The organism is Paenibacillus sp. FW507-14B1B (assembly GCF_058781425.1).
This window is the reverse complement of record NZ_JBYSWS010000002.1, coordinates 864,385-885,477: the sequence shown is the minus strand read 5'-3', so window position 1 is coordinate 885,477 and position 21,093 is coordinate 864,385. Positions and strand designations below refer to the sequence as shown.

Genomic DNA, 21,093 nt, shown 5'->3' with positions numbered 1-21,093 from the left:
CATCATGCCGGAATTGCCGGAAGTAGAAACCGTTAAAAGAACCCTTAATCAACTTATTAAGGGTAAACATATAGAACGAGTCACAGTAAATTTACCACGGATCATACAGCGTCCTGACGATATCGAAGCGTTCGCTTTCATGCTTCAGGGACATACCATAGAAGGTGTTGAAAGACGGGGGAAGTTTCTTAGAATTAAGCTGGACGGGTTAGTGCTTGTTTCTCATCTTCGGATGGAAGGACGATATGGACTTTACTCCTCTGATGAACCGGTGGAGAAACATACCCATGTTATTTTCCATTTTGATGATGGAACCGAGCTGCGTTATAAAGATGTTCGTCAGTTCGGAACCATGCATTTATTCGCGCCAGGGGAGGAATTTAATAGTCCTCCGCTCTCCAAATTGGGATTCGAACCGTTAGATGAAACTTTCACGCTACATGAGTTCAAACGAATTATTGGGAGCAAGAAAACAAGAATCAAGGTTGTCTTGTTAAATCAAGCATACGTTGTAGGTATTGGTAATATTTATGTAGATGAGGCGCTCTTTCGGGCAGGAATACATCCAGAAAGGACGGCTAATACATTAACTGATGCCGAGCTAGAATCCCTATATCATGCAATCATCGATACGTTAACAGAGGCCGTAGAAGCAGGCGGATCGTCGATTAAGTCTTACGTAAACGGGCAAGGCGAGATGGGGATGTTCCAACATAGTTTACGTATCTACGGCCGGAAGGACGAGCCTTGCCATAACTGTGGGGGGCCGATCACAAAGACGGTCGTCGGTGGACGTGGCACCCATTTCTGTCCTCGCTGTCAACCAGACAAGCTGAGCGAATAGGCATGCACCCATCCTATCCCCCGCCCATATACTACTCCTAGAACTAGCCGAAGACGTGTGAATGACAGACGTGTTTGGCCGGAGGAGGGGGAAGGGTGCTTAGTCTATTTTTTGCACCTGTACTGCTGGCACTGGCATTAAGCCTGGATAGCTTTGGAGCCGGCATTACATACGGGCTGCGTAAAACGAAAATTCCATTGTTATCGGTCATTATTATTTCGCTATGTTCTGGTCTAGTCCTTTATGTCTCTATGCAGGCAGGGGCATTGCTGCAGCGCATATTCTCCCCTGAAGTCGCTTCAATGATCGGTGCAGTCATACTGATTGCACTAGGTGGGTGGTCCTTCATTCAGCAAATCAGGTCCTCACATGAGCGAACGCTCGAGACAGAACAGGTGTCGTCACAAGATCCTAAAGTTGATCAATCCGTCTTGGTGGAGGGGACGGATGCTCAGCCTCCACTTGCTGTATTTCAATTGGAAATTCGTAAGCTTGGTCTTGTGATTCAAATATTAAGAAGCCCATCTCGCGCGGATCTGGATGACTCCGGTAGCATCTCGTCATGGGAGGCCATGTGGCTAGGAATTGCCTTATCACTAGATGCCTTTGGTGCGGGATTAGGTGCAGCGATGCTCGGCTTCTCTCCATTATTAACGTCTATGGTCGTTGCACTTTTTAGTGGGGTGTTCCTTGTACTTGGAATGAAGACAGGGTTTCGAGTTGCCTCGAAAGGTGGTATGAGATATTTCTCCTATCTGCCGGCGTTCTTATTAATTTTGATGGGTATAATGAAGCTGTTATGAGGTGAAAACATGAATATCGGTTTAACTGGGGGAATTGCAACAGGAAAGAGCACCGTGTCCTCCATGCTAATCCGGAAGGGAGCGCTTCTCGTTGATGCGGATTTAATCGCTCGGGAGGTTATGCTCCCGGGTCATCCGGTATTGGCGGCGGTGGCCGGGCATTTTGGACAAGATGTGATTCAGCAAGATGGACAATTGGATCGAAAAAAGCTCGGTGAGATTATATTTAATGATCCCAATGAGCGACTAGTGCTTAATGGAATTACGCATCCTGCAATCAGGCAAGAGATTCGCAGACAGATGGCTGAGTATGAATCAACATATCCTGATCGACTGGTTGTTGTGGATATTCCTCTTTTGTACGAGTCAGAGCTGCAGGTTCTTTTTGAGAAGGTTATTGTTGTATATGTACCCAGGGATAAGCAGCTTCAGCGTTTGATGGAGCGAGATGGGATTACCGAAGAGCGGGCATTGGCAAGACTGAATAGCCAGATGGATATCGAGCAAAAGAAGCGTATGGCTGATGAAGTTATTGATAATAGTGGGACCTTGGGCGAGACTCGTGAACAAGTGGACAAGCTATGGAATAGGTTGTTTGAATGATGAGTTTAAGCTGGCTCCGTAAAAAACGTGTTCTGCTGCCTCTGTTGATCTCTTTTATAGCCGTGTTATTCTTAAGTAATATATGGATGACATGGCTTTATCCGATCTATTACAAGAACGAAATTCGCAAGCATGCGATCCATTATGAAGTCGATCCATTTCTTGTAGCCTCCATTATCCGGGTGGAAACGAACTATAAACCGGGTAAGGAGTCCAAGGTGGGAGCGCTTGGAATTATGCAGCTGATGCCGGATACGGCTAATTGGGCCATGGAAATGGCCAAGCTGCCTTCAGTGACCATGGATAGCATTAAGCATGAAGCGGATGCTAATATCCAGCTTGGTACCTGGTATATTAAGAAACTGCATGATCAAATGGATGGGAATCCAATCGCAGCGATAGCTGCGTACAATGCAGGTCCAGGTAATGTGCGAAGCTGGCTTAAAAAAGGGCTATGGGATGGGACCTATGAGAACGTCAAAGACATCCCGGTTGGGGAAACTCGTCATTATGTACAAAGAGTTATTTATTATTATAATCAATATACCGATGTGTATGATGAGTTCTAATCATTATTAAAAAAGAGCATTGGAGGGCTTGAATTCATCAAGCCACCCCAACACTCTTTGGATGAAGAATAATTATTGACCGGAGTATTGACCAGCCAATTGTTGCTCGGCTAGGGTTACCAGACGCTTGGTAATGTACCCCCCGATTGAACCGTTCTCGTAAGAAGTCATGTTACCTTGGTAACCGTCTTGTGGAATGCTGATGCCGAGTTCTTGAGCAACCTCATATTTCATTTGCTCCAATGCACGGCTAGCACGAGGTACTACCAGGTTGTTAGAGTTGTTGTTTCCTTGTCCCATGTTTGTTCACCTCCTTGAGTTGGTAAAAGTATTATGTCTCGGAATAGCAAACTTCATTACAATTATTTGTACTACATTTTCTGGAAATTAGTTTGAGAAGGAAGTGATTACGCTTTATGAAATGTCCATACTGCAGTTACGCTGGAACGAAGGTACTCGATTCGCGTCCTGCCAATGAGAACAAGTCTATTCGCCGCCGCAGGGAGTGCGAGCAGTGCAGCCGTCGATTTACAACATTTGAAATGGTGGAGGAAACTCCGCTGATGGTCATTAAGAAGGATGGCAGTCGCGAAGAGTTCAGTCGCGAAAAGGTACTGCGCGGATTAATCCGAGCTTGCGAGAAGCGTCCTGTATCCGTAGAGCAACTGGATATGATGGTCTCAGAGGTGGAGAGTGCACTTCGTAAGACAGCTGCTGCTGAAGTTGAGAGCCGCCAGATCGGCGAGCTTTTGATGGAGCAATTGTATACTGTAGATGAAGTAGCCTATGTTCGCTTTGCTTCCGTATACAGACAATTCAAAGACATCAACATGTTCATGAAAGAGCTGAAAGGACTGCTGTCCAAAGATTCATTGCCTGACACGAATAGCTGACCCAATTCAGCGTCTTCTTATAAGAGGGAAGTCCTCATGATTTTTGAGGGCTTTTTTGTGTTGAGATGAGAGTTGATTTGAGCGTCAAGCGGGTGACGATAACTTAAAGTGAAAGACAGTGTTCGAGATAGAAACACTGATGGATATCCACTAAATATAAGGGTTGCACGTGATAAAAGCCCGACATATATTATTAGAGTAACTAATATATTCTGGTGCCTTAGCTCAGCTGGGAGAGCGCATCGCTGGCAGCTGTCTCGCTAATTTTCCCGTTATAACTTTGATATTTGTACGGTGACTGTAACGTTGACTGTATGCTGACAAACGCAGATATGCGCTCCGATATGGCGCACGGTCTTAAGGGCTCTGGGCGACCTACTTTGAAGATGCACGAAAAGCGTGGCATTCTTCAGCAGCGCCAGCAGAATTTACAACTAGTACTTCTCCAAACACTTATATGGTAACAACAACAGCAGAATACTGGAAGAACAGATTCCAAGATGATTCACCATGGAACAAATATTTGGGATTAGCCGCTTATTCAAAAATGCACTTATTAACTAACAATACAGTACACATATATCGAGCTATTATGGTTCATGAACTTGGGCATGTTCTTTGTTTAGGTCATTCTCATCTCGCTGATTACTTTCGCTACTACCTCTATCATGAATTACAATTTTGTGCAAGCAGGTACAAGTTATTTACCTCAGACTCACGAAGTAAATGATATTAAGGCAATGTATGGCTACTAAAAAAAGGCGGGAGGGAAAAATGAAGAAGAAATACATTCTATTAACTTGTTTAGCTTTAGCGATTACAGGCGGATCTATCTTATATAGTCAATCATTAAATGAAAAAAATGCAATAGAAGATAACTATGTTGAATCCCAATTTGTCGAATCTCCTACTGGTCAGTCTATTCTGGTTAAAAACCCAAGAAAAATAGATGAAGTGGCAAACTATGCAAATCTTATTGTTGAAGGCGAAATTGTAGGTATTAATGAATTGGAAGAAGCAATTCAATTGGGGGAGGGAATTATAGAAAAAGAGGTTACTGAAAAGGCAACTGGGGAATCTTCATTTACACGTAGAGGAACAGACTATACAGTTCAAGTGTTAGACACAATAAAAGGCGATTTACAGAATCAGAAAATAACAATTTACAGATCGGATAATGCATATGGCATACACCCTGATATGAAGGTAGGAGAAAGGTATATTTTTTTACTTGAATGGAATGAAAATATAGGGAAATACTTTGCTTTTCACCCATCTGCAAGTTATCTGAAAGTTGATGAAACTAATAATGTTGAACCTGTCTATAAAATGACAAGAGAATTTTCTGACTTAGAAGATCAGAACTATGACAAAGTGAAGGACACAATCAGAGATATTGTTGGCACTAAATAATAGCTAACCTCACTTTGGAGATTGATCAAATATTAAGAGGAAAAGAACGGACTGTATTTTTCAGTTCCGTTCTTTTTTAGATCAATGAAATGGTATTCTATTGTGCCATTTCTCATAAAAGAATAATTTCATAAATTTTGATCTTCAATTTATGACCTTAAAACAACTCTGTGAGGGGCATCTCCGGAAAATGACCGCGAACCAGGCGTACGATGAATTCGCGCTGAATTTTTACCTCAGGAGTCCGATTTTTATTTCGTAATAATTTTAACCAAAAGGCACAGTCTTAGCGGATTTACATTCCGTTTGGACTGCGCCTTTTTTTCGTTAATAGATAGCGTAATAATAGTACTTTACAGTATGGGGTTGCGCATCGCAAACGGATATCTATTAACTTTGGCCAACGTCTTCAACCCGTTGTGCCGCTTGCAGATATCCGCATTTAATACTTGCAGCGATGCGCTCCCGCGTGTTACAATAACTGAGCGGAAGAGAACGAACGAGTTGTTTTGACGCTGACTCTTCGTTAGCAAACTGTTGAATACAAGCGGGTCTGTGGCTTGACTGACCGATAACATATCCGAATATAATACGGGGCCTTAGCTCAGCTGGGAGAGCGCATCGCTGGCAGCGATGAGGTCAGGGGTTCGATCCCCCTAGGCTCCATAGTAAAAAAACCTTTGAGAAATCAAAGGTTTTTTTTGTTTGTTATTTAGACAATCTACTATATAACGTTCTTCTATGATGCCACATCGCAGTGAACCGTCAGAGGTTGTTCTTAATTTTCTCATTCCCCTCTAGTGGTATAATCTGGTATGATAACATCTGCTATATGTTGACATTATTCAACATTATTTATCATCATTCTGCACTGGGCAGGGGAGACGGGGGAACGAAACAGCATGGAAGTAAGGCAACGGGGATTGAAGTTTAAGGTACAGAGTAAGGCAGCGTGGCTGCTCAAAATGGTGCTTGCACTAGCTATTATGGTCATCGGTTTATCGTCTGTTCATTATGGAGAAGCAGAGGCAGCTAACGTCTGGTTGGTGTACAAGGATGCACAGAAGCTGGAGGCTCAAGGGAAATATAATGAGGCGATAACCAAATACAAGAAAATTGCACCTGAATTCATTAAGGAAAAAGAATTCGGGAACGCCGCGCAGATATACCGCCGGATCGGCGATTGTTATAAGGGGCTGAAGCAGTACGATAACGCTGTAGCCAATTGGGACCTAGAAGCTGAATATTCGGGTAAAGCAAACCAGACACAGATTAGCATTGCCGCGAAGCGGAAGGCCAATCTGCTCCGCAGTACGGCGAAGCTGTATGTGGAGCAGTCCGCCAGCTCAGGGACAACCTATGGCGGGACAAAATTTGTACCGGCTAACGGCGCTTTGATTGGTGCGTATGCAGAAATGGACAAAGCGGTTAACGATCCGAAGCAGCGCAAATATTTTACTGATCAATTCCCTCGCATGACTGGGAAAAAGCATGCAGCTTATCTGTTGTACTTTAACTATGGTAGTGATCCGGCCCTGCTAACCAAGCACTTAGAACGTGCGGCGGCTAGCGGGACGGCTCTACAGATTGGACTTCAGCCGATCAAGGGGTTGGATCAGGTTAAGGATGATGCCTACCTGCGCAACTTCGCACGCACGATTGGGGATTCAGGCGTACCTGTATTCATGCGATTTGCCAATGAGATGAATGGTGGCTGGGTGAAATGGAGTGGTGACCCGAAAAAGTACATTGAGAAGTTTCGTCTGGTCACGAAGGTGTTTCGGGAAGAGGCCAAGAACAATGTTGCGATGGTATGGGCGCCGGGAGCTAACCCAACATATACGATAGAGTCTTATTATCCGGGTGATGCTTATGTGGACTGGGTCGGTGTCAGTTTATATTCGATCTTCGACCCATCGCTAGATCCGTTGAAGCAGGGGGAAGACCGGTCAAGTCACCTAGATAAGTTCGATTATATCTATCAGCTTTATGCAGATCGCAAGCCGGTATTCATCTCCGAGGGTGGAGTGTCCTACATGTACCCGGAGAAACGTCAGGATAAGACCAAGTGGGCAGTATACAAAATGCAGGAATTTTACGCTTCTCTGCCTATGGTTTACCCAAAAGTGAAAGGCGTGTTTTGGTTCGACAGCAACGGTAATGCCACGGAGCGAATCAAATATTATATGCTATCTGCCAATGATCAGTTGCTTAACGCATACAAGAAGGCCGTTTCCAATCCGTTCTACTTAGGCTCTATTGGCGAGAAGGCACCTATATCCTATAAACCGATAAACAACAGCACGATTCTTGCAGGCAAGCAAAAGGTATCGGGTTATGTGAAGACGTGGGCACCGACGCTCTCAAAGGTCACCTATAAGATCGGTGGACGCACGGTTGCGAGTTCATCAGCTCTACCTTGGAAGGCAGAGATCGATTTTAGCCCATACAAGGGCAAGAAAATTGAGATCACCGTCCAGGCATACGATAACAGTGGTAAGCTGGTGACGACGCAGCAGGTTAAGGTAACGGTGAAATAAATTTTCTTATATCAACGAATCAAGCTCTTATTTGAACATGAACTGATCTAACTAAACTGAATTTTTATATTTTATAAGCACATTGTAACTATGATAAAGGCCAACCGGAGTATTTCGGTTGGCCTTTATGAAGTGCCATTTCCTCAATGGCACCAATGACAACACCTTTTGACGAAGAAGCGCTGTAACAACGGATAGATGATAGATGATCAATATGTCAGAACGTGCACTCCGTAAATCATAGATTTTCCAGTCTGTTAAAATGCTTATTTCAGTGTCCTACCCAAGGAACGTCTAGGTGTGAAATTCATTTGGCCGGAATATGCAGATAAAAATTAATGGATGAGGTAAAGACAAAGGCTAGCCGTACATATATGGCTAGCCTTTCTTCAATCACTTATTTTCTCGTTGAGTGAATGCCTTCGTTTATTGCTTCACACTACGACGATACAGGAGCGGCGAAACACCTTCGTCTCTTTTGAAGAGTTTTGAAAAATAGCTTTGACTACAAAACCCAGCTGCTTGAGCGACTTCCCCGAGGCTATGCTCGGAATCAGCAAGAAGTTTCTTGGCCACCAGAAGTCGATGCTTAATGATATATTCTGTAACGGTACAGCCCGTGGCAAGCTTGAACGAGCGCGATAAATAACCAGGACTTATGAATACGTGACTTGCAAGCTCCTCAATGGTTAATGGAAGCAGATAATTCTCTTCAATATATTGAATGACTTGGTAGATGTGTTCCGGATAGCGCAGCGGTGATCCTTTGTTCGTAGAATGGTCATGTTCTGCCAAGGCTATTGCGGCATCCGTGAAAATCTGAGTTAGAAGAGACGAGGCGGTAAATTCATAGCCCGGTGGCCTTTGCTCGAATAAGGTGACTAATTCTTCGAACAGTCGTCTTACCAGCACAGAATCCCGCGTGTTTAATACAGGGCTTCTAGTGCAGCCAAGTACACGGTGATACTCGGCAGCTTGGGTACCGCCGAAACGGACCCATATGATCTCCCAGGGATCCTCCGGATCAACGAAATATTCATGTTCTTCCGTTAAATCCAAGAAGAGAAGCTGACCTGGACCCACGGAATGTGTTTTGCCTCGCCATACCGCATATCCTCTTCCTCGCAGAACGAGACGGATTGAATAGGGTTGATAGATACGTTTCACCCGGTAATTGGACTGGCATTGGTACCATCCCAGATCATAGACGAAGAGTAGAAGTGATTTGGCTAACTGGCTGGGGGTATGGGGAATGGTTTTATAGATGTAAGAAGAATCCAAGTGCAACACCTTCTCTCTTTCGAGTGATCAGGATTGTTATAAAAGTGAGTTGAATGCTTGTATACGACCTTTACCTACCATTGTAGCATAGGAGAAAAACGGCCAGAATCTCTAATTCCGGCCCATTCAGGAGGAATACGGATCATGACAAGAAAAACGCATGTTTGGCTAATCACAACAGACCAAATGCGAGCTGACGCTATAGGCTTCGAGAATCCTAAGGTAAAGACACCGGTGTTGGATCAGATTGCCGCTGAAGGAACCGTCTTCACGAACGCTTATTGCGCCAGTCCTGTATGTACACCTTCACGTGCTTCGATCTTCACGGGACGCTATCCACATGTCCATGGTGCGTGGAATATTGGCGTATCGTTAAACGAGGATGAAATGACGCTATGTGATCATTTGAAGGAATCTGGTTACAAGACGGTGGGTGTAGGTAAGATGCATTTTCGCCCGCAATGTAAGACCAATTTCTCTACTATGGCAGAAGACGTAAGTTACCGAGACCGCGGGAGGGAGAAGGATGGCACGTATTACGGTTTTGATGAGCATCATATTTCTGAGGATAATGCGATAGGCGAATATCTTGATTGGCTTGGGGAGCAGGATCCTGCTGTTGCAGAGCGCTTTACTAAGAACAGATGCCGAACTGAGAATGCGGATGGGGATGTATGGGAAAGTGATATGCCGGAAGAATTGCATCAGAGCTACTGGATAGCGGAGAAAAGTATTGAGGCCATACAGGCTCATGACGCAGAGCGACCGCTATTCTTGTGGACGAGCTTTGTCGATCCACATCATCCATTCGATCCACCGCAAGCGTATGCTGAACTTTATGCTGATATGGATATTGATCTTCCGCATGCCGAGGAGAACAATGAGCTCCAGATGCGCCCAGAACATCTATTAAGGCAAGGCGAACGTGGATACTGGCCAGGAGGCGGTGAACAACATCAATCTTCAAATGAGCGTCTGCGGAGGGTCATTCGAAACTATTACGCCATGGTTACGTTTATTGATGAACAAATTGGTCGGATTCTTCATGCCTGGAAGCAAAAAGGCATCGAGGATAATCTAATGATCGTATTTACTAGTGACCATGGAGAGCTGCTTGGCGACCATGGATTGATGTATAAGGGGCCGTGGTTCTACGAAGGATTGACCCGTATTCCGATGATTATGCGGATACCAGGCTTAACTAAAGGCAGAAAAACCGAGGCACTGATCGAACATGTTGATATTGTACCCACTGTTCTAGATGTAATCGGCCGGGATCGTCCATACGGTGTACAAGGAATATCTCAACTCAAAGTAGTAGGTGGCGATGTAACCCATCTGCGATCATCGGCAGTGACCTCCTACGATGCGCATGACCGTGGTATCCACGTTAAATGCCTGCGTACTGCTCGTTACAAGCTTGTGGTATTCGCAGGCGAGACTTATGGTGAACTCTTTGATCTACTTGAGGATCCTGAAGAGCGGCACAATTTATTCTTCGATCCAGAAGCCAGAGAAGTGAAGTTGAAGCTTTTGGAGGAGCTTGTACACCGGCTCATTCAGGATGAAGACCCGTTGCCAGAGCGGAAGACAAACTGGTAATACTCTTAACTTAGTAATAGAAGCGATAAGAAAATCGTAGGCAAAGTTTATGAGCGGAATATAAGCTTGAACCTTATAGCTAAAGGACGGTATAGTAACCTTAAGCACCTAGGATGATGACGCAAATCGCAGCGGATAACAACAATTGAAATCGCTTTATTTTAAGTCTAGCGATTTCGGGAAATAACAACTTGCAGAGAGGCTGGGTACAATGATTAGGAAATTACGCTTTAGTGAGGATTGGCGGTTCCACAGAGAAGATGGCGAGAGCTTATTAGATGCAAGGCAGAAAGGCTTTGATGATTCGAATTGGCGTAAGGTGAATGTACCACATGATTGGAGCATCGAACTGGATTTCAATCCCGAGTCGGCTTCGACACATGAGGGTGGTTATTTGGATGGTGGCATTGGATGGTACCGAAAGACGTTCACGCTACCTCAGTGGATGACTGGAAAAAAGGTGTCCATTGATTTTGATGGTGTATATATGAACAGCACAGTTTACTTGAATGGTGAAGCATTAGGTACATATCCATACGGCTACAATGCTTTTAGCTATGACATCACTGGAAAAGCTTATACAGACGGCAGGGAGAATGTGCTTGCTGTAAGAGTAGAAAATATTCAGCCAAGTAGCCGCTGGTACTCTGGAAGCGGAATTTATAGAAATGTATATCTTACGGTCACGAATACAATTCATGTGGAAAGATACGGAACCTTTGTAACCACGCCTGAACTTGAGGAGGAACTCAAGCATAACAGGGCGTGTGTTGATCTAAAGACAAAAGTGAAGAACGACTCTGAGGACCGAGTATCTGTGACGGTGAAATCAGTGATCTATGATATGGATGGAAATGTAGCGGCAAGCGAAGCATCCGATGAGATGGTCCTGGAGAGCGGTACCGTCGGACATTTCGAAGACCAAGCTTATATTCATAATCCAAGACTGTGGAGCACCAGCGAGAGTTACCGCTATCGACTGGTTACAGAGGTTGTGGTTGACGGACAAGTGATAGATGTTTATGAGACCCTATTCGGTCTTCGATATTTTTCCTTTGATTCAAGCGAAGGATTCTCGCTAAATGGACAATATATGAAGCTGCATGGCGTGTGCATGCACCATGATCTGGGGGCACTAGGGGCAGCGGTGAACGAGCGAGCTGTAGAACGGCAAATGCAGATTATGAAGGACATGGGTGTGAATGCCATACGGGTTACTCATAATCCGGCTGCACCGGAATTGATCGAGGCCTGCAATCGACTGGGACTTCTTGTTGTCGAAGAGACCTTCGATACTTGGAACCTCTCGAAGAAAGAATATGATTATGGTAGGTTCTTCTCTCAATGGGCAGAGCATGATACCAAGGAAATGGTAGATAGGAATAAGAATGAACCTTCCATCATTATGTGGTCGATTGGTAATGAAATATACGATACAACCAGCCCAGAAGGGGTGGAAATCGTTCGAAACCTGGTGAAATGGGTTAAGGAGATAGATACGACAAGGCCGACAACGATCGGGGAAGATAAAACGAGAGGCGACAAAGTGTCCATTACACCGTTAAATGAGCATATCGAAGCTATTTTTAACGAAGTCGACATCGTGGGTCTCAATTACTCTGAGAACAATTACCTTGGATACCATGAACATAATCCAGAATGGAAGTTGTATGGTTCTGAGACCTCTTCTGCTACGCGTTCGAGAGGTGTATATACACATCCTTATGAATATAACATGAGCACCACTTATGAGGATCGGCAGCAATCTTCTTATGACAATGATTATGTAGCCTGGGGAAGAACAGCCGAAGAGGCCTGGAAATATGACCGAGATTTTAAACATATTGCGGGACAATTCATATGGACAGGATTCGATTACATTGGAGAGCCCACACCGTATTACAACGCTTTTCCATCCAAGAGTTCCTATTTCGGAGCGGTGGATACGGCAGGATTTCCAAAAGATATTTACTATTATTATCAGAGCCAGTGGAGCGACAAGCCAATGGTGCACATTCTTCCACACTGGAATTGGACGGCTGGTGAAACGGTTCGGGTACTCGTGTATACGAATGCAAGGACAGTCGAATTGCAACTTAACGGCAAGTCATTGGGTGAGCGAAGCTTCGAAGCGAAGGTAACCTCGTGGGGGCAAATGTATCAAGAAACGGCAGATGGCAAGACCTATCTGGAATGGTCAGTGCCTTTTGAGAAAGGAAGATTAACCGCTTTAGCCAAGGATGAGCAAGGTCATATCATTGAAGAAGCTAGCGTGATCACTTCCGGAGAGCCGGCCGAAATCAGGCTTACCGCAGATCGTAATCATATTCAAGCCGATGGGCGTGACCTTGTGTTCATTACAGCGGATATCGTTGACAGTAACGGAAATATCGTACCAACAGCCGACCATATGATTGAATTCAGTGTTTCAGATAAGGGCATTCTGGTGGGGGTTGATAATGGGGATGCTGCAAGTATTGAGCGCTACAAAGCTGACAATCGGAAGGCATTTTACGGGAAAGCACTCGCGATCGTTCAAGCCCTAAAGGAACCGGGCGAGCTTGTAGTGAATGCGAGTTCGTCAGATCTCGCTAGCAGCTCCGTCGTTATTTCTACGCACGCTCCTACGCAGGCGACCAAGCTGATCTCTGCCGATCTCAGAGTAGTTAAGACACAATTAGGAGTAGACGAATCAATAGATCTTAGCGTCATGGGTACGTTTAGTCATGGCGAACTTACCGAGATTCCATCGACTGCGACAGTAACTTATGAAATTGAAGGCAGCGCTATTCAAATTCGGAACGGAAGACTCCATGCTGAAGCAGAAGGACAAGCTTGTGTATCGGCGACAATTCATTACGAAGATGTTGTACTGACAACACCGAAGCTTTCATTCCTTGTTCAGATAAATAGTGGGAATGTTGTGGGTGCAAGCCGTGCAGATCGTCAGGTGGACGATACGCATGTGATGCCTAGAACCATTATCGCTGTGGAACAGATTAGCATGGCTGTATTGAAGGGGAGACAACCAGAGTTACCGACGATGGTAACGGTGTATTTCAATGATGGTACGGAGGAACGCCAAGAGGTGGAGTGGGATATTATTTCATCTGAGAATCTTCAAACCGCTTCTGTGTTCGAGGTCGAGGGTACAATGACCGGTTTAGACGTTAAAGCTAAAGCACGAATTCGAGTAACCGATGAAACCGGTATTATGCATAATATTAGCAGAGCTAAGAACGGCTATGATTATCCAAAGGCTGAAACCTCTTATGCGCATCATGAACATGGTGTTGAAACGATACATGATGATGTCATTTCATATGAGGAGCAACCAGGCAATCGGTGGACGAATCAGTCAGCATCACCGCGTTCTAGTGACTGGATATCCATAACATTCGGAGATTTCGGACCGGTAGAATATGTTGTGGACCAAGTGGAGTTTTACTGGTATGAGGACAAAGAGTGTTCAATTCCTGCTTCATTAAAGGTAAGTTACATGCAAGATAACCAGTGGGTAGAAGTCTCCAATATGCAAGTTCCGGAGAATGTGGTATCGAAACAACCAAGCACTTACACATTTGATTCTGTTAGGACCTCTGCAATTCGAGTTGATATGATTGCGAGAGGGGATAGGGCAATTGGACTAACTGAACTTAAAATATACGACAAGCTTCCAAAGGCAAATCATGAGGTTGAAGTGAGTAGAATTACACTCGACGGAAAAAACATCATGGGTGATTTTGTTAGCAAGATGGGTTCCATTTATGAGTGTGTTGTGCAACTTGAACCCGGCGAACCGATTCCGTTACTGAGTGGGTCTGGGGCGGGCAATACTTCAATAACGCTCATACCAACATCAACGACATCATCTGCTGCAAGATTGATCGCAAAATCGGAAGACGGCAAAAAATCAGCCGAGTATCGAATTTATTTCAAGCAGTAACTCGTATATCATTTGAGTTCATGTTACAGGAATTCTTATAACATATTCCTTCATCGAAAAACCCGGAAAGAGAGAGTACTCTTTCCGGGTTTTTCCTATCGGTATCCCTTTTCGCATCGATAATAAGCTATACTATACAAAAAATGAATACGAATCCTTTTTTATGGAGAAGAAGCGGGGTGTGTTATGCGGAAATCATGGTTTCGACGACTTTTGCTCTCGTATATGCCAGCTTTTATTGTCGTGATCACATTTGTGTTCTTTGTCTGCTTTCAACTGATCAGTGAGCAGAATCGTAAAGATGCACTTCAAGCGAGTAAGCAACTCTCCTTACAAACGATGCGGATTGTGGATGCATCATTAAAAGTGATTGATAATATGGTTGTCCTTGAAAGTATTAATAGTAAAGCTTTGCAAGATTTCTTCAATGCTAGTGCAGACAGTAATAACTACATCAATATCCAAGCGGTTCAAAAGTTAAAAGAAATGATCGCTTATTATCCCTTGATTGATTCTATCTATCTGGTCCGCAATGCTGACGGATTTGTACTGAGTGATGCTACAAGTTCAAATGTAAACGCTTACCTAGATAAGGCGTTTATTGAACAATACCAATTCTCGCAGACAGCCAAATGGACAGATGGACGACAATTCGAACAGTTTACCCGGATGGGTAGTAAGCAGGTGATAAGTCTGGTCAAAGGATCATCTTTCATGAAAAATGATCATGGGATGATTGTCGTTAATGTCTCTACGGATTCCTTATATAAGTTAACCAGAGATATGTATCAGTCTAAAGTTAGTTTTATTCAAGTTAAGGATACATCGGGTCATCTTTTATTTGGTAGTGAGATCGATGTCGATCAATCAGCAATCTATTCGCACAGTGTATCTAGTTATACGAACTGGACGTATGGGAGTGGACTCGTACCTGGAGGATTCGTGAGTACCATTTCTTATCTCTATAATTTATGGTTTATCATTGGCTTGATCATGATTACACTTGGGTTCATCTGGATGATCTATGTGACGAGGCGTAATGCAAGACCGATTGAGCAGATCGCGGCTCGTTTCAGTAGTTATGCACTGCCAATCACGAGTGGAGGCATATGGAAGGGGAAGCCAGATGAGTTTGCTTTTATTGAGTCTGCATTTGACCATGTTTTAGAACAATTTAAGCAGTATCAGGAGAAATACCAAGAAGATCTTCATTTGAAAACCAGGTATCTGTTCCACCAGCTGATTGAAGGGAATTCGTCGCTTACGGTTTCAGAATGGAGAGAAGAAGCTATTCAGCTAAATCTGCCGCAACCGCTAGACACGAGCCGTATCTTCATCCTTGAGATTGATAAATATGGAGACTTCTGCCGTATGTATTCAAAAAGTGATCAGGACTTACTTAAATTCACACTTCGTTCAGTTGTGGACGAATTAGGGATGAAGTTAGAGCAAATATTGTGGTCAGAGTGGACAACGGCAGCTAATTTATCAGTCATGGTACTTCAATCTAATACAAATGATAAGGATGACAATAGCGCTATATCCTTACTTGCAGGGCAAATTATTGCCTGGACATCACAAAATTTAAAATTCTCAATCACGATTGGTATGGGTGAAGAGGCAAAGACGCTTCCTGACATCCAGAGGTCATATAACAGTGCTTTAAAAGCGCTTAGTTATAAAATTGTTCTCGGAGAAAATCGTTTGATTAGTAGTGAGGATATATCGATGCATGGCAGTGCCGAGGTCTATAACCACTTAGGTGAGATTCGTTCGATTGTGCAGTCCTTACGATTACTCAAGGACCATTGGAGTGAGGATTATGAACAGTGGTTCGCTCAACTGAAGACGGGGCTTCTCACCAATGATGAGATATTCAACTTGATGAATTATCTAATTTACTACATAGGTAGAGAGATGTCAGGGATGAATACAGAAATTTATAATAGATGGATTCAAGAAGGGCTACCGAGGCTTACAGAAAGAGTGGACAATGGTCATACATTGGAACAACTTCGTGATGGAATCAAGCAGGTACTGACGGAACATTATGAAGCGATGCGGCAGATGCAGGATACGAAGCAGTATTTTTCAGTGATTTGTGACATAAGGAAATCGATTGAACTTGAGTATTCGAATCCGAGTATGTCTCTTGAATTATTAGGTGAACGCTTTGATATTAATGCTAAATATTTAAGTAAATTGTTCAAGGAAAATACAGGACAGCGATTTGTTGATTTCCTTATTGATAATCGAATGGAGGAAGCAAAACGGCTCCTTGTGGAAACTTCTTATTCTATTCAAGAAATAGCTGAACGGGTTGGCTATACGAATGCCATATCTTTTCGTCGTGTATTTAAGCGCACGGTTGGAGTATCGCCTGGAGAATACCGAACAGAATGTGCTCTGAATAAGCATGGGTGAAAATGATGCCGATGTAGAAATCGGTTTGCAGCAGCGATCATGTCGCTGCTTTTTTCTTGTAATAACAGCCGGGGTGAAAATGGTTTGCCCCTTTATTTTTGTTTCTTGTTGGTATTTTAGAAAGCGTTTACAATCAAATCTAATTCCAATACACCACTTATGAATCCATAACGGAAAGGAGAAACAAATTTGCCAATTCTGAAGAATAAGTTACAAACGGATTCTCACCTTCCATCTAATGTCCCGGTACGTTCTAATGTGGGTCCTCGTAAGAAATCAGTAGGCAAGAAAATAAAACGTCATTGGCAATTGTACCTGGTCTTGGTATTGCCTGTTTTATACTTAGTGATCTTCAAATATATACCGATGGGTGGCATTGTAATTGCATTCAAGGATTACAACGTGGTTAAGGGAATCTGGGGTAGTCCTTGGGTGGGTTTAAAATACTTTCAACAGTTTTTCGATTCCCCGAATTTTTGGCTGTATTTTAAGAATACGCTCGGAATCAGTCTTTATGGTCTAGCCATTGGTTTTCCGGCTCCGATCATTTTAGCGCTTGCATTAAATGAGATTCGAAATGGATTATTTAAGAAAACCGTTCAGATGGTGTCGTACGCACCTTACTTTATTTCAACCGTTATAATGGTGTCTATTATTATCGTCAATCTAACACCGAATGTGGGTATGATTAGTAAATTTTTCGAATTTATTGGCGTAACGAATACGAATTTCATGGGTATACCAGGGTTGTTCAAGAGTATCTATGTGTGGTCTGATGTATGGCAGTTCACAGGTTATGGAGCAATTATCTACATAGCAGCTCTTTCTGGAGTAAATCCAGAGTTGTATGAGTCCGCCAAAGTAGACGGTGCTTCGAGAATACAGAAGATTCTGAACATTGATATTCCGAGTTTAATCCCTGTGTCCGTGATTCTACTTATCCTGAACCTCGGAAACATTATGAAATTAGGTTTTGAGAAAATCTATCTGATGCAAAATGCACTGAACCTCAGCACTTCGGAAGTCATTTCTACCTATGTGTACAAGGTCGGTCTGCTCGGTTCGAGTTTCAGCTTCTCAGCAGCTATTGGTTTCTTCAATTCCATCATCAACTTAATACTTCTTATAACTGTGAATTATATAGCGAGAAAGCTTTCCAACAGTAGCTTGTGGTAATTGGCCCTGACTGATTGATGATGGGAGTGAAGAACAACATGGGAAGAGAGGGTTTTATATGTCCAAAATAAATACGGTTCAGGAATCAAAAAGCGACCGCATATTTATCTTTTTTGTCTATCTGTTTTTGACATTAGTGCTGTTGATTGTTGCGCTTCCGTTGATTTATATCGTGAGTTCTTCGGTGAGCTCACCGCAATCGGTGATCTCAGGCAAGGTGTGGCTATTTCCGGTGGATTTTACACTGGACGGCTATAAAGCGGTATTCCAGAATCCACAAATCGGTGTCGGCTATCTAAATTCTCTATTTTATACGGTGGTAGGCACTTTGATTAATGTGCTTCTTACGATCATGCTCGCTTATCCATTAGCCAAGAAGACACTGTATGGACGCAATATCATCATGGTGATGCTGGTCATCACGATGATGTTTGAAGGGGGACTCATTCCTTATTATCTCCTTGTAAAAGAACTCCACTTATTAGATACACGCTGGGCCATGATTTTACCAGGCGCGCTCGCGGTATTTCAGGTCATCATTGCTCGTACCTTTTTTCAGACAACAATTCCCGATGAACTGTCCGAAGCAGCTGAGCTTGATGGGTGCAGTGATTTTCGCTTCATACTGAGCATGGTTCTTCCATTATCCAAGCCGATCATTGCTGTCATGACGCTTATGTATGCAGTAGGGCACTGGAATGCGTATTTTGATGCTTTGATTTTTTTGAGAGATCCAGGGTTATTCCCACTCCAAATCATTCTTCGTAACGTTCTCATCCTGAACACGGTTGATGCATCCATGATGGCTAATGTAGATCAGATGCAGGCGCAGCAAGGACTTAAGGATTTATTGAAGTACGCGTTGATTGTTGTAGCGAGCGCACCTGTGCTCATCATATATCCATTCGTGCAGAAGCATTTTGTTAAAGGGGTCATGATTGGTTCGTTAAAAGGGTAACAAAGTGTTTGGTATTTTAAGGGGGTGATGCCCTACCTAATCGGATAAAGGAGCCACTATTCATTTCAATTCAAAGGACTCAGGGTCACATGTAATACGGTAGGATGAAAATCGGAGGTGTCGGTCTTTATGAGAAAGAAGTGGACTAAAAAGGTAACGGGTACATTTAGCTTGTTCATCGCATTGGTATTCTTGTTAAGTGCGTGTGGTGATTCTAATACATCAGAGCCTGGTGCAACTACTAAACCCGAAGGTGATGCAGTACCTGAGCAAGGAGAAATGTTTAATGAGGTGGGAACCTACCCTATTGTTAAACAACCGATGACGATCAAGATGTTTGCTCCCCAGCTCGCTACAATTGAGAATATGGAGACAAACGCCTATACCAAGTTTCTAGAAGAGAAAACAAATATAAAGATCGCTTGGGATCTGGTGCCGAATAACGCTTTGAAGGACCGTAAACAATTGATGCTGGCGAGTGGTGATTACCCAGAGGTCATCCTGCATGAAGATCTTTCCAAAGAAGAGCAGATGAAATACGGTACACAAGGGGTATTTATCCCACTTAACGACTTGATTGAAAAATATGCGCCAAACATTGTGAAGGCTATTCAGGATATTCCATATATGAAGGCTTCCATTACATCACCTGATGGAAATATCTATGCTTTACCACAGGTTAATGAATGCTATCATTGTGACAATGCACTGAAGATGTGGATCAACAAAAAATGGTTAGATACAGTAGGCTTGTCCGTACCCACGACAACGGATGAATTTTACACAGTACTGAAGGCTTTTAAAGAAAAGGACCCGAATGGAAATGGCAAGCAAGATGAGATTCCGCTCACGGGCTCTGATGAGATGTGGGCAGGGAACGTTACAGCCTTCCTAATGAATTCATTTATTGTGGATGATTATACGGAAAGAACAGCAGGAACCTTTCTTCGAGTTGTAGATGGGAAAGTGGAATTCGTGGCAGATAAAGAAGAGTGGAAGCAAGGCTTGATCTACTTAAATCGCTTGTACAACGAGGGCTTGATTGATCCAGCTGCCTTCACTCAAAATGCCGATGCCATTCAACAAATGGCTAATCGGGAACCTGACAATGTGATGGGAGCTCTTTCAACCGCGTTAATCAGCTATGCATACAGTATGGATGATACGGTGCCCCGTCATAAAGATTATGTTGTTGTTCCACCGCTTAAAGGACCAGACGGTATTCAGAGAACGCTTAATTTTGCAGGTATTAACAATTCCCAGTTTGCCATTACGAATAAAGCTTCACAAGAACAACAGATTGCTGCGATCCGCTTGGCTGATTATCTGTATACAGAGGAATCGATTGTTCTTCAGGAGAACGGACCGGAAGATAAAGGATGGCGCAAGGCAAAAGAAGGAGAAATGAGTCTGGATGGCAAACAAGCGAAGTATGCAAGTATTCCTCAGACGGATAAGAAACCTACGCATAACGATGGCTGGGAACAGATTGGTCCATCGCTTAGAACCTACGCTTATCGTGCTTCCTGGACAGCACCACAAGATGAGTTAGCGCCAGACGGTTATGGTACACGTCTTAATAAAGTATCTAAAGAATATGAACCATTCCACTCGAAGGAGCAGTACCCGAACGGTGTGTTTATTGCTCTGGAAGATGCTGAGATCACTGCACAGATCAAAACAACTTTGCTTGATTATGTGAAATCGAACATGGCGCAGTTTGTTACGGGCTCCAAAAGTATTGATAAGGAATGGGACGCTTATGTGAAGGGGCTTGATGGACTTCAGTTAAATCAATACTTAGAGATTCACCAGAAAGCGTTAGACACGAAGTAGACAGTAAGGTGGGAACTTGTGTTGAGTAACAATAAATAGTGATAGAAGGCCACGAAATCGTGGTCTTTTTTTTGCGTTAGTGAGCAAACGTTGAGGTTATGACAAGATTTAGGTGAATGGACATTTGAGAGGAGAAGAACAAAGAAATATGTCAAATCAACAGATGAGAATACTTGAAACTTGTAATAGTATAACTTCTTTTGTT

At 43.4% G+C, this 21,093-nt stretch carries 16 protein-coding genes and 1 tRNA gene; 14 read left to right on the top strand and 3 right to left on the bottom strand.

The genetic code is table 11. From position 1 onward, the window contains the following. Positions 1 to 4: 4 nt before the first annotated feature. The 4 genes from mutM (at position 5) to AC3WJJ_RS12310 (ending at position 2,819) form a co-directional block, all read left to right on the top strand. Positions 5 to 844, top strand: a complete 840-nt coding sequence (gene mutM / locus AC3WJJ_RS12325) for a DNA-formamidopyrimidine glycosylase (RefSeq protein ID WP_492540920.1) — start codon at positions 5 to 7, stop codon at positions 842 to 844. Positions 845 to 939: 95 nt separating this feature from the next. After that, on the top strand, positions 940 to 1,647 hold the full coding sequence (gene ytaF / locus AC3WJJ_RS12320) for a sporulation membrane protein YtaF (RefSeq protein WP_492540918.1): 708 nt from the start codon (positions 940 to 942) through the stop codon (positions 1,645 to 1,647). Between the two features lie 9 nt (positions 1,648 to 1,656). Further along, a complete protein-coding gene (gene coaE, locus AC3WJJ_RS12315; RefSeq protein WP_492540916.1) occupies positions 1,657 to 2,250 on the top strand; it encodes a dephospho-CoA kinase in 594 nt (197 codons plus the stop codon). Then, positions 2,250 to 2,819 (top strand): lytic transglycosylase domain-containing protein, encoded by a 570-nt coding sequence (locus AC3WJJ_RS12310; RefSeq protein WP_422657803.1) that lies wholly within the window; start codon positions 2,250 to 2,252, stop codon positions 2,817 to 2,819. Before coaE ends, AC3WJJ_RS12310 begins: the two co-directional genes overlap by 1 nt. 72 nt (positions 2,820 to 2,891) lie before the next feature. Here the strand turns inward: AC3WJJ_RS12310 and AC3WJJ_RS12305 are convergent, their stop codons facing one another. Continuing rightward, positions 2,892 to 3,119, bottom strand: coding sequence for an alpha/beta-type small acid-soluble spore protein (locus AC3WJJ_RS12305; protein WP_492540913.1), 228 nt, complete (start codon positions 3,117 to 3,119; stop codon positions 2,892 to 2,894). Between the two features lie 116 nt (positions 3,120 to 3,235). Between AC3WJJ_RS12305 and nrdR the strand changes: the two genes are divergently transcribed. Continuing rightward, the gene (nrdR, locus tag AC3WJJ_RS12300) at positions 3,236 to 3,712 is read left to right on the top strand and encodes a transcriptional regulator NrdR (protein WP_492540911.1); all 477 of its coding nucleotides are present in this window, start codon (positions 3,236 to 3,238) and stop codon (positions 3,710 to 3,712) included. Positions 3,713 to 4,456: 744 nt separating this feature from the next. After that, positions 4,457 to 5,125: a hypothetical protein gene (locus AC3WJJ_RS12295; RefSeq protein WP_492540909.1), complete on the top strand. Its 669-nt coding sequence runs from the start codon at positions 4,457 to 4,459 to the stop codon at positions 5,123 to 5,125. A gap of 353 nt (positions 5,126 to 5,478) precedes the next feature. On the opposite strand, the gene AC3WJJ_RS12290 is transcribed toward AC3WJJ_RS12295, so the two are convergent. After that, positions 5,479 to 5,703 (bottom strand): hypothetical protein, encoded by a 225-nt coding sequence (locus AC3WJJ_RS12290; protein ID WP_492540907.1) that lies wholly within the window; start codon positions 5,701 to 5,703, stop codon positions 5,479 to 5,481. 15 nt (positions 5,704 to 5,718) lie between these two features. Here AC3WJJ_RS12290 and AC3WJJ_RS12285 point away from each other — a divergent pair. Together AC3WJJ_RS12285 and AC3WJJ_RS12280 are read left to right on the top strand one after the other, a co-directional pair. Then, positions 5,719 to 5,791 (top strand) — tRNA-Ala (locus AC3WJJ_RS12285). Between the two features lie 236 nt (positions 5,792 to 6,027). Next, positions 6,028 to 7,665, top strand: coding sequence for a glycoside hydrolase family 26 protein (locus tag AC3WJJ_RS12280; RefSeq protein WP_492540905.1), 1,638 nt, complete (start codon positions 6,028 to 6,030; stop codon positions 7,663 to 7,665). Between the two features lie 426 nt (positions 7,666 to 8,091). Here AC3WJJ_RS12280 and AC3WJJ_RS12275 read toward each other — a convergent pair whose 3' ends face one another. Then, positions 8,092 to 8,946 carry a helix-turn-helix transcriptional regulator gene (locus tag AC3WJJ_RS12275; protein WP_492540903.1) on the bottom strand — a complete coding sequence of 285 codons (855 nt, stop codon included), beginning with the start codon at positions 8,944 to 8,946 and terminating at the stop codon, positions 8,092 to 8,094. 144 nt (positions 8,947 to 9,090) lie between these two features. On the opposite strand from AC3WJJ_RS12275, the gene AC3WJJ_RS12270 reads away from it, so the two are divergent. From AC3WJJ_RS12270 to AC3WJJ_RS12245, 6 genes are all read left to right on the top strand, one after another. Beyond that, a complete protein-coding gene (locus AC3WJJ_RS12270; RefSeq protein WP_492540901.1) occupies positions 9,091 to 10,548 on the top strand; it encodes a sulfatase family protein in 1,458 nt (485 codons plus the stop codon). A 211-nt stretch (positions 10,549 to 10,759) separates the two neighbouring features. Next, positions 10,760 to 14,494, top strand: a complete 3,735-nt coding sequence (locus AC3WJJ_RS12265) for a glycoside hydrolase family 2 TIM barrel-domain containing protein (protein ID WP_492540899.1) — start codon at positions 10,760 to 10,762, stop codon at positions 14,492 to 14,494. 186 nt (positions 14,495 to 14,680) lie between these two features. Then, positions 14,681 to 16,918, top strand: coding sequence for a helix-turn-helix transcriptional regulator (locus AC3WJJ_RS12260; RefSeq protein ID WP_492540897.1), 2,238 nt, complete (start codon positions 14,681 to 14,683; stop codon positions 16,916 to 16,918). Between the two features lie 258 nt (positions 16,919 to 17,176). Further along, positions 17,177 to 18,094 carry an ABC transporter permease gene (locus AC3WJJ_RS12255; protein ID WP_492542038.1) on the top strand — a complete coding sequence of 306 codons (918 nt, stop codon included), beginning with the start codon at positions 17,177 to 17,179 and terminating at the stop codon, positions 18,092 to 18,094. Between the two features lie 58 nt (positions 18,095 to 18,152). Then, positions 18,153 to 19,052 carry a carbohydrate ABC transporter permease gene (locus AC3WJJ_RS12250; RefSeq protein WP_492540895.1) on the top strand — a complete coding sequence of 300 codons (900 nt, stop codon included), beginning with the start codon at positions 18,153 to 18,155 and terminating at the stop codon, positions 19,050 to 19,052. Between the two features lie 129 nt (positions 19,053 to 19,181). Then, positions 19,182 to 20,888: an ABC transporter substrate-binding protein gene (locus tag AC3WJJ_RS12245; protein ID WP_492540893.1), complete on the top strand. Its 1,707-nt coding sequence runs from the start codon at positions 19,182 to 19,184 to the stop codon at positions 20,886 to 20,888. The last annotated feature ends 205 nt before the right edge of the window (positions 20,889 to 21,093 follow it).

What these genes read in the sequence shown, in the direction of transcription:
- AC3WJJ_RS12295 (WP_492540909.1), top strand. Translation starts at nt 4,457, where the DNA reads ATGGCTACTAAAAAAAGGCGGGAGGGAAAAATGAAGAAGAAATACATT.
- AC3WJJ_RS12245 (WP_492540893.1), top strand. Translation starts at nt 19,182, where the DNA reads ATGAGAAAGAAGTGGACTAAAAAGGTAACGGGTACATTTAGCTTGTTC.
- AC3WJJ_RS12260 (WP_492540897.1), top strand. Translation starts at nt 14,681, where the DNA reads ATGCGGAAATCATGGTTTCGACGACTTTTGCTCTCGTATATGCCAGCT.
- AC3WJJ_RS12270 (WP_492540901.1), top strand. Translation starts at nt 9,091, where the DNA reads ATGACAAGAAAAACGCATGTTTGGCTAATCACAACAGACCAAATGCGA.
- AC3WJJ_RS12305 (WP_492540913.1), bottom strand. Translation starts at nt 3,119, where the DNA reads ATGGGACAAGGAAACAACAACTCTAACAACCTGGTAGTACCTCGTGCT.
- AC3WJJ_RS12310 (WP_422657803.1), top strand. Translation starts at nt 2,250, where the DNA reads ATGAGTTTAAGCTGGCTCCGTAAAAAACGTGTTCTGCTGCCTCTGTTG.
- AC3WJJ_RS12265 (WP_492540899.1), top strand. Translation starts at nt 10,760, where the DNA reads ATGATTAGGAAATTACGCTTTAGTGAGGATTGGCGGTTCCACAGAGAA.
- mutM (WP_492540920.1), top strand. Translation starts at nt 5, where the DNA reads ATGCCGGAATTGCCGGAAGTAGAAACCGTTAAAAGAACCCTTAATCAA.
- nrdR (WP_492540911.1), top strand. Translation starts at nt 3,236, where the DNA reads ATGAAATGTCCATACTGCAGTTACGCTGGAACGAAGGTACTCGATTCG.
- AC3WJJ_RS12280 (WP_492540905.1), top strand. Translation starts at nt 6,028, where the DNA reads ATGGAAGTAAGGCAACGGGGATTGAAGTTTAAGGTACAGAGTAAGGCA.
- coaE (WP_492540916.1), top strand. Translation starts at nt 1,657, where the DNA reads ATGAATATCGGTTTAACTGGGGGAATTGCAACAGGAAAGAGCACCGTG.
- AC3WJJ_RS12250 (WP_492540895.1), top strand. Translation starts at nt 18,153, where the DNA reads ATGTCCAAAATAAATACGGTTCAGGAATCAAAAAGCGACCGCATATTT.
- AC3WJJ_RS12290 (WP_492540907.1), bottom strand. Translation starts at nt 5,703, where the DNA reads ATGTTATCGGTCAGTCAAGCCACAGACCCGCTTGTATTCAACAGTTTG.